The organism is Sphingomonas sp. (assembly GCF_042091075.1).
Lineage (GTDB): Bacteria > Pseudomonadota > Alphaproteobacteria > Sphingomonadales > Sphingomonadaceae > Sphingomonas.
In genome coordinates this window covers 2,379-15,335 of record NZ_JBELIE010000072.1, presented here as the reverse complement: position 1 = coordinate 15,335, position 12,957 = coordinate 2,379, and the positions used below count along the sequence as shown (strand labels likewise).

Here is a 12,957-nt window from a genome sequence, read left to right as displayed (position 1 = left end):
ATCGACGCAGCGGTGTCCGCCGCGTTCGCGGCGGATTTCCCCGAACAGGCCGAATTGACGCGCGACGTGTTCGCGCAGGAAATTGCGTGAGGACCGGACGATGACCGCACCCCAGAAGATGACGATCGTCGAGGCGATCAATCGCGCGCTGCATGACGCGATGGCGGCGGACCCGCGCGTGCTGGTGATCGGCGAGGACGTGGCTGATCCGGAGGAAGGCGGCGTCTTCGGCGCGACCAAGGGACTGTCGACGGCCTTCGGCGAGGCGCGTGTGCGCACCGCGCCGATCGCGGAGCAGGCGATCGTCGGCGCCGCGATCGGTGCGTCGATCGGTGGCTATCGCCCGGTGGCGGAGGTGATGATGATGAATTTCACCACCGTCGCCATGGACATGCTGCACAACCACGCGGCCAAGCTGCGCTTTATGTCGGGAGGACAGACGGCGGTGCCGATCGTCGTCCGCACGACCACGGGCGCGGGCTTCTCCACCGGTGGTCAGCATTCCGACTATCTCGAGGCCTGGTTCGCCCATATGCCGGGGATGAAGGTGGTTGCTCCGTCGACCCCCGACGACGCCTACGGCTTGTTGCGCAGCGCGATCGAGGACGAAGATCCGGTCCTCTTCATCGAGAATATTCCCAGTCTCTGGACCCCCGGCGATGTGACGTTCGAGAAGCATCCCCTCGGCAAGGCGCGTGTCACGCGGGTCGGCACCGATCTGACCATCATCGCCCATTCCTTGATGGTCGGTCATGCCCTTGCGGCAGCAGTTGAACTCGAAGGGGAGGGGATTTCCGCGGAAGTGGTTGACCTCCGCACGATCGCCCCCTGGGATCGCGAAACCGTCCTGGCGTCGGTCGGCAAGACCGGTCGGGCGCTCGTCGTCCACGAAGCGGTGAAAGCGTTCGGGATCGGCGCTGAAATCGCCGCCACCATCCAGGAGGAGTTGTGGGGTCGCTTGCGCAGGCCGGTGAAGCGCCTGGGCGGGGCCTATTGCCCCGTTCCGTTCTCGAAGCCGCTGGAAACAGCTTTCGTCCCCCAGCCTGCGGATATCGCGGCGATGGCGCGTGACCTTATCGCCGACTGAGCCAGAAGATCGTCAAAATGCGGGGAGCAAGGCATGTCGAAGGTCATCATCAGTTGCGCCATCACGGGATCGATCCACACGCCATCGATGTCGCCACACCTGCCGGTCACTCCAGCGGAGATCGCGCGCTCGGCGCTTGAGGCGGCGGACGCGGGCGCGGCCATCGTCCATCTGCATGCTCGCAATCCCCAGGACGGGCGCCCCGATCAGTCGCCAGAGGCGTTCGAACCCTTTCTGAAGGTCATCAAGCAATCCTCGGACGTGATCGTCAATCTGACGACGGGTGGATCGCCCTATATGCCTGTCGAGGAACGGGTTCGGCCCGCGGCGGTATGGAAGCCGGAAGTTGCCAGCCTGAACATGGGGTCGATGAACTTCGGGTTGTTCCCGATGCTCAAGCGATACAGTGAATTCCGGTACGAATGGGAACCAGCGATGCTGGAGGCCAGTCACGACCTGGTGTTTCGTAATAGCTTCAAGGATATCCGCTACGCGCTTGAAACGTTGAACGACACCGGCGCTCGATACGAATTTGAATGCTATGATACCAGTCACCTGCACAACCTTCATTATTTCTGGCGCGAGGGGTTGGTGAAGGCGCCGCTGTTCATTCAAACCTGTTTTGGCCTGCTTGGCGGAATCGGGGCGCACCCGGAGGAGGTGCTGCATATGAAGCGGACCGCCGATCGGCTGTTCGGCGCGGACTATCACTGGTCGGTGCTCGCTGCCGGACAGGCTCAAATGCGGGTTGCGGCACAGGCGGCGGCAATGGGGGGGCATGTTCGGGTCGGCCTCGAAGACAATCTCTGGATCGGTGCCGGTCGATTGGCGACGTCGAACGCCGAGCAGGTATCGAAGGTCCGATCCATCATCGAGGGTTTGGGGCGAGAAATTGCATCGCCACAGGAAGCACGAGCGATTCTCGATCTCAAGGGCGCGGACCGGGTCGGGTTCTGAGACGCCGACGCCGGGAAACGCCGTCAAAGGGCAGGCCACACCAGTAAGCTAGCGAACCAAATATCGCTTGACTTGATAGTGTGCTTGCGTATCGTTTTTAGCCAGATCGGAAATGTATCCGGCAGGCAACGGCCCTTTTGGGGAGGATAAATATCATGCGCATCCGTTCCATCTTGTTCGCAGGCGCGGCTTCTTCAGTGCTTGGCGCGCCGGCGCTCGCTCAGGTGTCGCCCGATGTCGGAACCCCCGGCACGGCTAAGGTGGATATGGCTACCCCTTCCGGCGCGGCGAACGGGGCGGATATCGTCGTCACGGCGCAGCGTCGCGACACGGCCTTGTCCAAAACCCCCGTTTCAGTCGCCGTTGTCACGAGCGAGAAATTGCGCGACGCTCAAATCGGCACGGAGGAGGATCTCAGGGTCGCAACACCGGGCCTGTCCGTTCGTACGAGCGCATCCTCAAATCAGGTCAATTACTCGCTTCGCGGCCAATCTCAGGACGCCTACAGCGGCACGCGACCGGGCGTGCTTCCCTACATCAATGAAGTCCAGGTGCCCGGCTCCAACGCGACGGTGTTCTACGACCTCAGTTCGGTTCAGGTTCTCAAAGGGCCGCAGGGCACACTCTTCGGTCGCAGCGCGACGGGTGGTGCCGTATTGTTTGCCACCGCGTTGCCCGGCGACAGGTTCGACGGTTATGTGGACGCATCCTACGGGAATTATAACGCCGCAAAGGTCGAGGGCGCGGTCAGTATTCCGCTCGTAAAGGACGCCGGCCTTGGATTGCGCCTCGCGGGTTTCTACGAACGTCGCGACGGGTTTCAGGAAAACATTCTTCTCGGCGGTCGCGAAGGCGATATCGAGCGATATGGGTTTCGCGGCACCCTGCGCCTCGAATCAAACGGCTTTTCCAACATCACCACATATGAGTATTTCAAGTCGGACAGCAGCAACACGATCGGTGTGATATCAGGCCTGCTGCCCTTCACAGGTTCTCCGCCGCCCTACATCCCGGTTACGGCCCTGTACGCGGGAAACTCCACTCCGCTGCAGACGGCCACCGGGATCGGCACCATCCAGGCCTTCACTGGCGGCGCCGTTCCAGCCAATGTGATTGCGGCCTATTATAACAATTACTTTTCGACGCCAGGCCATCCGGCCACGGGTCTCACGCAGTTTCTGGCGGATCAGAATGCGCGTGGTCCGTTCAAGGTGGCGATAGATGGCGACAACTTTTTTCGAACGGAAAATCACATTGTGACCAATCGTTCGACCGTGCCGCTTAGCGACACGATCGACTTGGTAAACATCATCGGTTTCTCGAAGATCAATTCCAGCCTGTCCCAGGATGCCGATGGCACCTCTTATGGCATTGCAGAGCAAGGATATCGTGGGGAGGGCCTTTCCGCAATCCAAGACAATTGGCAGATATCCGACGAGCTTCAGCTCAAAGGGAAAATCTTCTCGGATAGGCTGGATTTCGTCGCGGGCGGTTACTTTGCCGATGAAAAGCGAGATGAGCGGCAGCATACCCGCCGGTTCTTTGATATTCTTTTTGGCGGCCAGGAGCAATTCAACGACTACATTCTACGTAACACAACCCTGGCGGGTTATGCTCAGGGAACTTTCAAGGTAACCGATAGCGGTTTATCCGCGACCGCCGGTGTGCGCTATACAAGCGAAGATGTCGGCAAGGATACTTTGCCCACCGACTCATATCGTAGGGCGCTGGGTGAGAATCCCGCAGTGCCTGGTGTCAATTATCGCCAGCGTGCAAATTACTCGAATTGGAGCTGGACTTTCGGATTGCAGCAGCAGTTCGACAACGTACTTCTCTACGCCACGACACGACGCGCCTACAAGAGTGGCGGGTTTAACACGACGGTTGCACCGATCGATGCGGGAGCGGCAGCTGGTGGTGACATCTACAATCAGGAGATGGTCACTGACGTCGAATTGGGTGCGAAGTTCTCAGGGCGTGTAAGTAACATGCCCACCAGGTTCAACCTCGCCCTTTATCGCAATTGGATCGAGAACAGTCAGCGCACTGCTTATACGCTTGTGCTCGGGAACCCGGCTTCGGTGACGGTCAATGTTCCAAAAGGCCGCGTTTATGGCGTCGAAAGCGATCTGTGGGTTCAGCCCACGAACTGGCTGAGCCTGGGCGGGACTGTGAACTATATCAACTCCGCATTCACCGATGGTCGGGTGAACGCCAACGGTATCAGCCAGATTTTTGACCGCGTTCCCGATACGCCCGAATGGTCCGGGACGGTCTTTGCGGATGTGACGGCCCCGGTATCCGATAGCCTCTCGTTGCTGCTGCATGGCGATGCTTACGGGCAAACCGAAACCTTCACTTCGCCGCGTTCCGCCAATTTTGCAGGCACGCGTATCGGTGGCTACGTACTGGCAAATTTCCGTCTCGGAATTCGAGACAATAACGCCGGCTGGACCCTGAGTGCGAACCTGAAGAACGCGTTCAACAGAGTCTATTATGGAGGCGGCCTGCCGACTGGCGAGATCTATCAGATCAACACCCTGGTACCCGGCAATCCACGCACCATTTCGGTTCAGTTACAGTATAAATTCTGACACGTCGTCGACAGCGCTTTCCTCTTCCGTGCGTCCAATCATGCGGAGATGGCGCCGGACTCGCCGTGCAGTATCGCGCGCATCAAGCCGCGGTTCCGCCGTTGGCAGTCTGTGGGACTGCGCGGCGGATCGCGCCACGAATTGCCCGTGCGCGCGATCTCCAGCCTGATGATGCCTGCTTCCTGTCGCGCTATGCGACCGCTTCCGCCAGAGCGGCGTCGATATCTGCCGCTGCGTGGCGCTCGCGCAGGTATTCGCCTGGCTCGCCGCTCGGGCGATTGACGATCCGGCCGCGCCGCACGCCTTCGCGCCTGCCGACCGTCTCGGCCCAGCGCTTCAGGTTCGGATAGTCTTCCACCGCGAGGAAGGTCTGCGCATTGTACAGGCCGTTGACGAGCAGGCCGCCGTACCATGGCCATACCGCCATGTCCGCGATCGTATAATCGTCGCCCGCCAGATAGGCGCGATCCGCCAGATGGGTGTCCAGCACGTGTAGCTGGCGCTTCGCCTCCAGCGCGTAGCGATCGATCGCATATTCGATCTTGAACGGCGCATATGCATAGAAATGGCCGAAGCCACCGCCCACGAACGGCGCCGATCCCATCTGCCACATCAGCCAGTTGATCGTTTCCACCCGCGCCGGTCCGGAGGCGGGCAGGAAGGCGCCGAACTTCTCGGCGAGGTACAGCAGGATCGAACCACTCTCGAACAGATGCGTGGGGGGAGAGGTGCTGTGGTCCGCGAGCGCGGGGATCTTCGAATTGGGATTGATCGCGACGAATCCGCTGCCGAACTGGTCGCCCTTGCCGATGTCGATCAACCAGGCGTCATATTCGGCGCCGCGATGGCCCGCGGCGAGCAGCTCCTCGAGCATGATCGTCACCTTCTGCCCGTTCGGCGTGGCGAGCGAGTAAAGCTGTAGCGGATGCTCGCCGACGGGCAGTTGCTTGTCGTGGGTCGCGCCGGATATCGGGCGGTTGGTGCTGGCGAACTTGCCGCCATTGTCACGATTCCATGTCCACACCGCCGGGGGCACATAGCCCTGCGGCTGGTTGTTGGCTCCGTCCTCGTTCGCCATCTGCGATCTTCCTTTCCGCCGGTGCTGGATGTTGCCGGACCAGGGAGATAGGGCGGCGCATCGTCGGCGACCAGCGCATTAACGGCAACGCTGCCTTGCCGAACGCGGGCGAAGGCAAGGCTGGACGCCGCCGGCCGGACGCTTATCACGCATCGACGCGCCGGGGCAGGTCATCACGCGGCGGCGATGGGAGACGACGGAATGAAGACGGCGATCGTGACCGGGGCGACTTCGGGCATCGGGGAGGCAACGGTGCGCGCCCTGGTGGCGGGCGGGTGGCAGGTGATCGCGACCGGACGGCGTGCCGAACGGCTCGCCGCGCTGGCCCGCGACCTGGGCGAGCGGGTCCACCCGGCGGTGTTCGACGTCACCGATGAGGACGCACTCGACCGCGCGCTGGCGGAATTGCCGGAACGCTTTCGCGGGATCGATCTGTTGGTCAACAATGCCGGGCTGGCGCTGGGGACGGCCCCCGCGCAACGCGCCGATCTGGCGCAGTGGCGGACGATGATCGATACCAACGTCACCGCGCTGGTGACGATCACGCACCGCCTGCTGCCGACGCTGATCGAGCGCAAGGGCGCGATCGTCAATATCGCGTCGGTCGCCGGCAGCTATCCCTATGCCGGCGGCAATGTGTACGGCGGGACAAAGGCGTTCGTGCAGCAATTCTCGCTCAATCTGCGCGTCGATCTGCATGGCACCGGGGTGCGGGTCACCGCGATCGATCCGGGCATGGTGGAAACCGAGTTCACGCTGGTCCGCACCGGCGGCGACCAAGCGGCTTCCGACAGCTTGTATGCGGGCGCGCAGCCGATGACGGCGGCGGATATCGCCGCGACAGTGGCGTGGATCGCGAACCTGCCGCCGCATCTTAATATCAACCGGCTCGAACTGATGCCGGTGAGCCAGTCGTTCGCCGGTTTTCAGGTCGCCCGCGAGGGTTGACCCCGGGGGGGAAGTCGGGGCCGTCCGGGGAGCGCTATGGCAAGGAAGAAACGCCTGCTCACCGCCACGATGGCGGACGGCTATGTCAAGACGATCGGGCCGACCTCTGCGCGCTTCACGCATTACTGGCGGATCGTCGCTTATCTGCCGAACGGGGCGACCGAGGTATTCTGGGGCCATAGCGCATCGCTGCGCGACGCCAACCGCAAACGCGCCGCCGCTGCCGAAGCCGCTGCGACGCGCGGCTGGACCCGTTATGATTTTGAGGTCGTCGAACTGGTCGAGCATTGATCAGGCGGCGCGCCCGGCAGGGACGCGAACCACTCGGCATAAGGCGTGTTGCGCGCCATGTGCCGGTGATAATCGGGCGCCCCGTCGCTCCACCACACCGGGCCGCGCTCTCCCAGCCCATGTTTGGCGTGGTCGACGCGGGCGCGGGCGGCGCGCTCCGCAGCGGCATCGCCATGCCGTTTGGCGACCCCCACATCGCGGCGCGCGGTCATCAGGTCAGCGACCAGCAGCGCGCGCCGGTCCGCGTCGAGCCGGGGATTGGTCGCGCGCCATAATCGGCCACGGACGACGATATAGCGTCCGTCCGGCGTGGTGGCGGGGGGATCAGCCATGCACGGCGCGGCGGGCGATCGAGTGCGCGATCGCCTGTACCCGCAGCCACCGTTGACGCTCCTCCCGGGCATCGGCCAGCGCGCGATGGGCGGGCGGTTCATCGGGCGCGCGAACCTCGCCCAGTGCGAGTGCCTCCGCCACCGCCGCCTGCAACCCCGCCGCGGGCAGGATCGGCGCGAGGATCGCCTCGGCCGCCTGTCGATGGGCATCGTCGCTGTCGCCCAGCCGCAGGCTATGCCGAGGCAAGCCGGCAGCGCGAAGCAAGACGCTGAGCCACTTGCCGTCCCATGACGGTGCGCTGGCGCGGCAGTCATGGCCGTCGAGCGCCGCAATCATCCGCTCGGCGACCTCGTCATGCGCGGTTCCCTCCGCGATCAGCGTGGCGCGTGCGATTCCGTGGATCGCCTCCGCTTGCCCGTCCCAATCGGTCCAGCCCGGCGCCGGCCGGATCAGGAAGGATTGCGCGCGTCCGTCCTCGAACACCCAGCCGACCTCGATCGGATAGCTGTGCTTGCCAAGCGAGGAGGCTTCGAAATCGAGGAACACCAGCATGCGGGCTGAACGCCCGGACGCGGGGATCGGCTGCGCGGACCGACGCGGATGGCCGGCGCATGCCGATCATCCGCGGGCCACGGATCAATATGCTGCCGACAGCGTGACGAACCATTGGCGCGGCGGGATCGGATAGACCGCCCAGCTGTTGGTCGCCGACCCGACCGATAGCGTCGAGGCGCCCTTCTCCTCGAACAGATTGGTGATGTTCAATGCCAGTTCGAGGCGGCGCAGCGGCACCACGTGATCCGGCACCCGCGCTGCCACCCGCAGCGAGGTGAGGAAGAACGAACCGACGCTGGCATCGTTGCTGAACGTCGCGAAGCGGCGCCCCACATAGTCGCCGATCACCTGCGTCTCGATCGGGCCGGTGGTCAGCGTCGCGACGGTCTTGTTCAGCCATTTGGGCACGCCGGGCAGTTGTTTGCCGCAAGTGGGGACGACGCCGTTGGTGACCAGCAAGCCGCCGATGCACGAATCGGTCGCCGCACCGATGCCACTTGCCGCCGCGGTATAGTCGCTTTGGTACTTCGACAGATTGTACGAAGCGGCGTTGTACAGCGAGAAGGTCCGGCCGAAGCGGAGCGTGAAGGCGGCGTCCACGCCATTGGTCTTCACGCTGCCGACATTGACCAGGAGCGATGTGCCGCCGGTGATCTGCCCGCCCGCGATTCCGCCGGGATTGGTCGAAATCGCCAGCAGCCGGTTGCTGAAATCGACATGATAATAATTCACCTGCCCGCTCAGCGAGATATCGCTGCCGAAGGAGCGGTTGGTGCGCACCCCGGCTTCATAGGTCCAGCTGCTTTCCGGCTTGCCCTGGCTGGCGAAGGCGTCGAATGCCGCCTGGCTGCCCGTGAACCACGGGCCGCCGCCACCCGCGAGATATGCCTGATACTGCCGCAGGTTTTTCTGCGCGTTGGCGAAGATCTGTTCCGATCCGTTGATATCGTAGCTGGCGCCGATCGCGGGCAGGAACCAGCGCAGCGTGTTGATCCGCCCTTGCGGCAAGGTGCTGGTCAGCCCCGATAGAGAGCCGATGCGCGGCTGTACCGGGAAACGGCCCTCCGCCCATTGCGCGCTCGTCTTGAATCCGGCCTGCACCAATAGCCGCTGCGTCGCCTGCCAACTGTCCTGCACGTGAAGCTGCAACTGCTCGATCCGTGCGTCGCCCTGATATTGCGTGAACAGTGGCTGGGCCACGTCGAGTGGGCGAATGTACGGTGTGCTGGCGTCGGGATTGTTGACGTTGACGCCATACCAGCGGCGCCATTGCGTGGTGCTGTTATGTTCGTACCAGCCGCCCAGTTCGATCTTGTGGGTGCCGAGTTCGAGAGCGAGCGCGGAAATCACGCCGACGCGGTCGATGCGATATTCGGTGGTGCGGGTGATCAGCCCCGATCCCCCGGTCGCCGCGACCAGCGCGGCGCCCGACGCGGCTGCCTGTGCCGCGGTCAGCGCGGTGCAGGCCGACGGGCGATTGCCATTGTTGTTGGCGCTGAACCGACAGTTGCTTGGCAGGGTGGCATAGGCCGGATCGAGATACGCCTGCGCGGTCGTGATCGATTGGCCGAGCGGCCCGGCGACAACCCCGGCGCCGTCATTGTGGTGGAAATAGCCCGTCGTCGACCAGTTGGCGCGCGACGAAAGCGGCGTCTCCAGCCGGACATAGCCAAGGTAATCGGTGCGCTGCGCATCGGAATAATAGTTACGGTAATTGCTTCCCTCGGCGGATGGCGAATTGCCCAATGCGCTCAGATAACTTGTGCGATAGCCGTTGAAATCGGGATAGAAGAAGGGCTTCACATATGGGGTGTAGAGTTGCGTCGCGGTTGCGGTGCCGCCCGCCGAAGGCTGGAAGAATACGGTCGCATCCTCGTTCGGCTGCGTGAAGTCATTATAGTCGAAATAGGCGGTCAACTTGCCGAAGCTGCCGTCGTGAACAACCTTGGCATTGACCTGCCAGCCACCCTGAATGCCGTTGAAGTCCCATGCGCGGGCGCGCTGGCGCGCGGCGGACACATAGGCGGAGGTGCCGTCGAACACGCCGGTATCGAGGCGGACGAAGGTGCGTGACGTGCCGTAGCTGCCGACCGTCTGTGCCGCCTGCAAGCCAAGCGTCGTCAGCGGAGCGGAGGAGAAGGTTTCGATCGTCCCGCCCAGATTGCTGTTGGACGCGGTCGCCAGATCACCCGCGCCGGTCGACACGATCACCCGGCCCACATTCTCCGAGATGACCGCACGTTGCGGCGCGAGGCCGTTGTAATTGCCGTAGCTCTGATCCCCCAGCGGGATGCCGTCCATCGTATAGCCGAGCTGGTTGGCGGCGAAGCCGTGGATGAAGAGCTGTGCGTTCTGCTCGTTATAGCCCCAGGGGTCGGCGGTGATGTACAGCACGCCGGGCAGGGTCTGGATCGCCTTCAGCGGGCTGACCCCTGGCAGGATCTTCTGCATCTCAGTGCCGGGCAGTTCAACCGAGGTGCGTGTCTGCCGCCCCGTCACGACGATCGTCGAGTCGCCGGCGTCGTCGGCGGTGCTGGTGGCAGGCGCGTCGGCGACGGCGGCCTGTTGCGCATTGGCTGCCGACGAAAAGAACAACGCCGCCGCCAGTGCGGCGATCGAAGCGGTATGGCGAATCATGTCGCGACCTCCCTCGCTACCCATTTCGGGTAGCCCCCTGCGCGGGCGGTAGGCCCGGTTTGCGCAGATCGGGTGACACTCCGATGACCGAGGAATGACGCGGTTTTATTGGCCGATATGTGGGGTGGGACGGGGTGTTTCCCCCGGATCAGCTACGCCGGATCAGCGCGCGTGCGAGGCGCCGGTCCTCAAGCGAGTAATAGAGCCAGATCGCTCCTTCCGTGACGACCACCGACGCCGCAAAGGCGATATCGGACGCGCCGCGTTCGTCGGCTGGCGGCGGGGTGATCAGCGGCTCGATCCCGCGCGACACGACGCGCGTATAATCCGCGTCGAACGCAACCCACCCGATCCGCCAGCGCGCGTCGCGGGTCGCGCCGTTATAGAACATCACCGGGCGGGTCGCGTCGTCGGTCAGCAGCGGCCCGGTCGACAGGTGCCAATTGTCCCAGCCGTCCGCGCGCGGCATGAAGGGAGTCGGCTGTTCGACCCATGGCCCGGCCACGTCGGGCCCGATCGCCAGCCCGATCCGCGACGCCTCGTCGGCGGCATATTCGTAGAACAATCGCCAGGCGCCGTCGCGGGTGCGATCGATCGTGGCTTCCTTGGCATTCCCCTCCGACTTCGACGAGGCGAGCGCGACACCGCGTTTCTCCAGCCGGTCCAGCGTCGGGCCGCTGGCATAGCCGAGTTCGCCATGCGCGTGATCGGCGAGCACGCCAGTATAATAGACGATATAGCCATCGTCCGTCCGCACGACGGTGGGATCTTCCACCCCGCCGGCATCGTGCGGCTCGGGGCCGGGGACGATCGACGGTGCGTCGAGCATCGTGAACCGCGTGCCGTTGTCGCTCCAACCCGCCCAGATCACGCCGGTGTCGGTCAGCGTCGCGCCGGGGCGCAGCACCGCACGGACCATGATCCCCCATCGTCCGTCGCGCTCGCGCCAGACATAGGGGCTCATCAGGTCTCGCTGCATCAGTGCGGGCGGCCCGTCCAGGACGACGTCCTCGATCCGCTGAACGTTGAAGTCCAGCACGACCGGGGCGGGTTCGACCATATCCTTGCGGTGCGGATCGGCGACGGCATCGCCGCCAACGGGCGCCGTCATGCGCCGAGCGCCTGCATGAGCGATAGCCCGCCGTCGATGACGATCCGTGCGCCGGTGATGTAGCGGGCTTTGTCGGAGGAAAGAAACACCGCCAGATCAGCTACCTCGTCCGGCTGTCCGGCGCGCCCCAGCGGGATGTTGCGCTCCAGCGCGTGGCGATAGTCCACGTCGGACTGGGCCCGTGCATTCATCGGGGTCAGGATCATCCCCGGTTCGATCGCATTGACGCGCACGCCGCGCGGCGCTTCCTCGATCGCCAGCGTCTCGACAAGATTGGTCAGCCCGCCCTTGGCGGCGCAATAATCCGCCCCGCCCGCGCGCACCGCGTAGGAATGGATCGAGGAGATATGAACGATCGACCCGCCGTTATCGCCTTCCGCGCGCGCGGTGAGATAACGGCGTGATACGAGGAAGGCGCCGGTCAGATCGGTATCGATCAACCGCCGCCATTGGTCGACCGACATGTCACGCACCTTCACCCCGCTCATATTGAGCCCGGCGGAGTTGATCAGCACGTCCGCCGTGCCCCATTGCCGCTCCACCGCGGTAAAGGCGGCGTCGACCGAATGTTCGTCATCGATCGCTGCCTGGATGGTCATCGCCTCGCCGCCGGCGTGCCGCACCGCCTCGGCGCTCGCCTCGGCAGCGGCGGCATCCGAATGATACAGCACCGCCACCCGCTCGCCCGCCGCACCGAACGCTGCCGCGCATGCCGCCCCGATACCCGATTCGGCGCCCGTCACCACGATGATCCGAGCCATGATGGTCAACCTTTCCCGTCGTTCGTCGAGGGTAACGAAGATTATGCCATTTGGCTTCGCCGCGCTGTCAGGCCGCCAGCATCGCGTCTCGCTGCCCCGCCTGCCGGTAGAGCGCCTCGCAGCTATCGAGCCACAGGTCGCGGGTGAACATCCGCGCGACACGGTCACGCGGAATGGCCCGTGGCAGGGTGATCGCGCTGATCATCGCCGCCGCCAGCGCGACGGCATCGCCCGGCGGCGCGAAGGCACCCGCATCACCGATCACCTCACGCGCGGCGCCCATGTCGAATGCGGCGACGGGCAGGCCGCACGCCATCGCTTCCACCGCCACCAGTCCGAACGGTTCGTCCCAGCATGGGGTGAAGACGAACAGGGACGCCCTTGCCAGTTCGGCCGCCAGCGCTGTGCCGTCGAGATGCCCGCCATAGGCGATGCCGTCGCCGAGTAGCGGCGCAACCTGTTCGTCCCAGTAATCCGGGTCCTCGATCGGCCCGAACAGGGTAAGCCTCAGGCCCGCGATGCGTGCCGCGCGTACCGCATAATGCGTGCCCTTGTTGGGAGTGATCCGCCCGCACCAGACCGCTGCGCCATCGCCGGTCCGCCCG

General features: G+C 64.1%; 12 protein-coding genes. 5 read left to right on the top strand and 7 right to left on the bottom strand.

The genetic code is table 11. The annotated features are described in order from the left end of the window. The first annotated feature begins 100 nt into the window (after window positions 1–100). The 3 genes from ACFDSW_RS09065 (at window position 101) to ACFDSW_RS09055 (ending at window position 4,638) form a co-directional block, all read left to right on the top strand. The gene (locus ACFDSW_RS09065) at window positions 101–1,087 is read left to right on the top strand and encodes an alpha-ketoacid dehydrogenase subunit beta (RefSeq protein WP_375249965.1); all 987 of its coding nucleotides are present in this window, start codon (window positions 101–103) and stop codon (window positions 1,085–1,087) included. Window positions 1,088–1,120: 33 nt separating this feature from the next. Next, window positions 1,121–2,044 (top strand): 3-keto-5-aminohexanoate cleavage protein, encoded by a 924-nt coding sequence (locus tag ACFDSW_RS09060; RefSeq protein ID WP_375249964.1) that lies wholly within the window; start codon window positions 1,121–1,123, stop codon window positions 2,042–2,044. A 155-nt stretch (window positions 2,045–2,199) separates the two neighbouring features. Continuing rightward, a complete protein-coding gene (locus ACFDSW_RS09055; RefSeq protein ID WP_375249963.1) occupies window positions 2,200–4,638 on the top strand; it encodes a TonB-dependent receptor in 2,439 nt (812 codons plus the stop codon). Between the two features lie 190 nt (window positions 4,639–4,828). Here ACFDSW_RS09055 and yghU read toward each other — a convergent pair whose 3' ends face one another. Further along, entirely contained in the window at window positions 4,829–5,716 is an 888-nt protein-coding gene (gene yghU, locus ACFDSW_RS09050) for a glutathione-dependent disulfide-bond oxidoreductase (RefSeq protein WP_375249962.1), read from the bottom strand. Window positions 5,717–5,917: 201 nt separating this feature from the next. Between yghU and ACFDSW_RS09045 the strand changes: the two genes are divergently transcribed. Together ACFDSW_RS09045 and ACFDSW_RS09040 are read left to right on the top strand one after the other, a co-directional pair. Beyond that, window positions 5,918–6,664, top strand: a complete 747-nt coding sequence (locus ACFDSW_RS09045) for an SDR family NAD(P)-dependent oxidoreductase (protein WP_375249961.1) — start codon at window positions 5,918–5,920, stop codon at window positions 6,662–6,664. Window positions 6,665–6,700: 36 nt separating this feature from the next. Further along, entirely contained in the window at window positions 6,701–6,955 is a 255-nt protein-coding gene (locus ACFDSW_RS09040) for a hypothetical protein (RefSeq protein ID WP_375249960.1), read from the top strand. Here ACFDSW_RS09040 and ACFDSW_RS09035 read toward each other — a convergent pair. The 6 genes from ACFDSW_RS09035 to ACFDSW_RS09010 all read right to left on the bottom strand — a co-directional run. Further along, window positions 6,919–7,287 carry a hypothetical protein gene (locus tag ACFDSW_RS09035; RefSeq protein WP_375249959.1) on the bottom strand — a complete coding sequence of 123 codons (369 nt, stop codon included), beginning with the start codon at window positions 7,285–7,287 and terminating at the stop codon, window positions 6,919–6,921. The genes ACFDSW_RS09040 and ACFDSW_RS09035 overlap by 37 nt on opposite strands. Then, complete coding sequence (locus tag ACFDSW_RS09030) at window positions 7,280–7,840, bottom strand: transcriptional regulator (protein WP_375249958.1); 561 nt, start codon at window positions 7,838–7,840, stop codon at window positions 7,280–7,282. Before ACFDSW_RS09030 ends, ACFDSW_RS09035 begins: the two co-directional genes overlap by 8 nt. 84 nt (window positions 7,841–7,924) lie before the next feature. Further along, window positions 7,925–10,480, bottom strand: a complete 2,556-nt coding sequence (locus ACFDSW_RS09025; RefSeq protein ID WP_375249957.1) for a TonB-dependent receptor — start codon at window positions 10,478–10,480, stop codon at window positions 7,925–7,927. A gap of 148 nt (window positions 10,481–10,628) precedes the next feature. Then, window positions 10,629–11,591, bottom strand: coding sequence for a glycosidase (locus tag ACFDSW_RS09020; protein WP_375249956.1), 963 nt, complete (start codon window positions 11,589–11,591; stop codon window positions 10,629–10,631). After that, the gene (locus tag ACFDSW_RS09015) at window positions 11,588–12,352 is read right to left on the bottom strand and encodes an SDR family oxidoreductase (protein WP_375249955.1); all 765 of its coding nucleotides are present in this window, start codon (window positions 12,350–12,352) and stop codon (window positions 11,588–11,590) included. The genes ACFDSW_RS09020 and ACFDSW_RS09015 overlap by 4 nt, the downstream gene beginning before the upstream one ends. Before the next feature lie 67 nt (window positions 12,353–12,419). Beyond that, window positions 12,420–12,957 (bottom strand): glycosyltransferase (locus ACFDSW_RS09010; protein ID WP_375249954.1); only part of this gene is annotated, 538 nt, incomplete at its 5' end.

Bases quoted from the DNA above. Each gene is read 5' to 3' on its own strand.
- ACFDSW_RS09015 (WP_375249955.1), bottom strand. From the start codon at position 12,352: ATGGCTCGGATCATCGTGGTGACGGGCGCCGAATCGGGTATCGGGGCG.
- ACFDSW_RS09045 (WP_375249961.1), top strand. From the start codon at position 5,918: ATGAAGACGGCGATCGTGACCGGGGCGACTTCGGGCATCGGGGAGGCA.
- ACFDSW_RS09025 (WP_375249957.1), bottom strand. From the start codon at position 10,480: ATGATTCGCCATACCGCTTCGATCGCCGCACTGGCGGCGGCGTTGTTC.
- ACFDSW_RS09035 (WP_375249959.1), bottom strand. From the start codon at position 7,287: ATGGCTGATCCCCCCGCCACCACGCCGGACGGACGCTATATCGTCGTC.
- ACFDSW_RS09030 (WP_375249958.1), bottom strand. From the start codon at position 7,840: ATGCTGGTGTTCCTCGATTTCGAAGCCTCCTCGCTTGGCAAGCACAGC.
- yghU (WP_375249962.1), bottom strand. From the start codon at position 5,716: ATGGCGAACGAGGACGGAGCCAACAACCAGCCGCAGGGCTATGTGCCC.
- ACFDSW_RS09055 (WP_375249963.1), top strand. From the start codon at position 2,200: ATGCGCATCCGTTCCATCTTGTTCGCAGGCGCGGCTTCTTCAGTGCTT.
- ACFDSW_RS09040 (WP_375249960.1), top strand. From the start codon at position 6,701: ATGGCAAGGAAGAAACGCCTGCTCACCGCCACGATGGCGGACGGCTAT.
- ACFDSW_RS09065 (WP_375249965.1), top strand. From the start codon at position 101: ATGACCGCACCCCAGAAGATGACGATCGTCGAGGCGATCAATCGCGCG.
- ACFDSW_RS09060 (WP_375249964.1), top strand. From the start codon at position 1,121: ATGTCGAAGGTCATCATCAGTTGCGCCATCACGGGATCGATCCACACG.
- ACFDSW_RS09020 (WP_375249956.1), bottom strand. From the start codon at position 11,591: ATGACGGCGCCCGTTGGCGGCGATGCCGTCGCCGATCCGCACCGCAAG.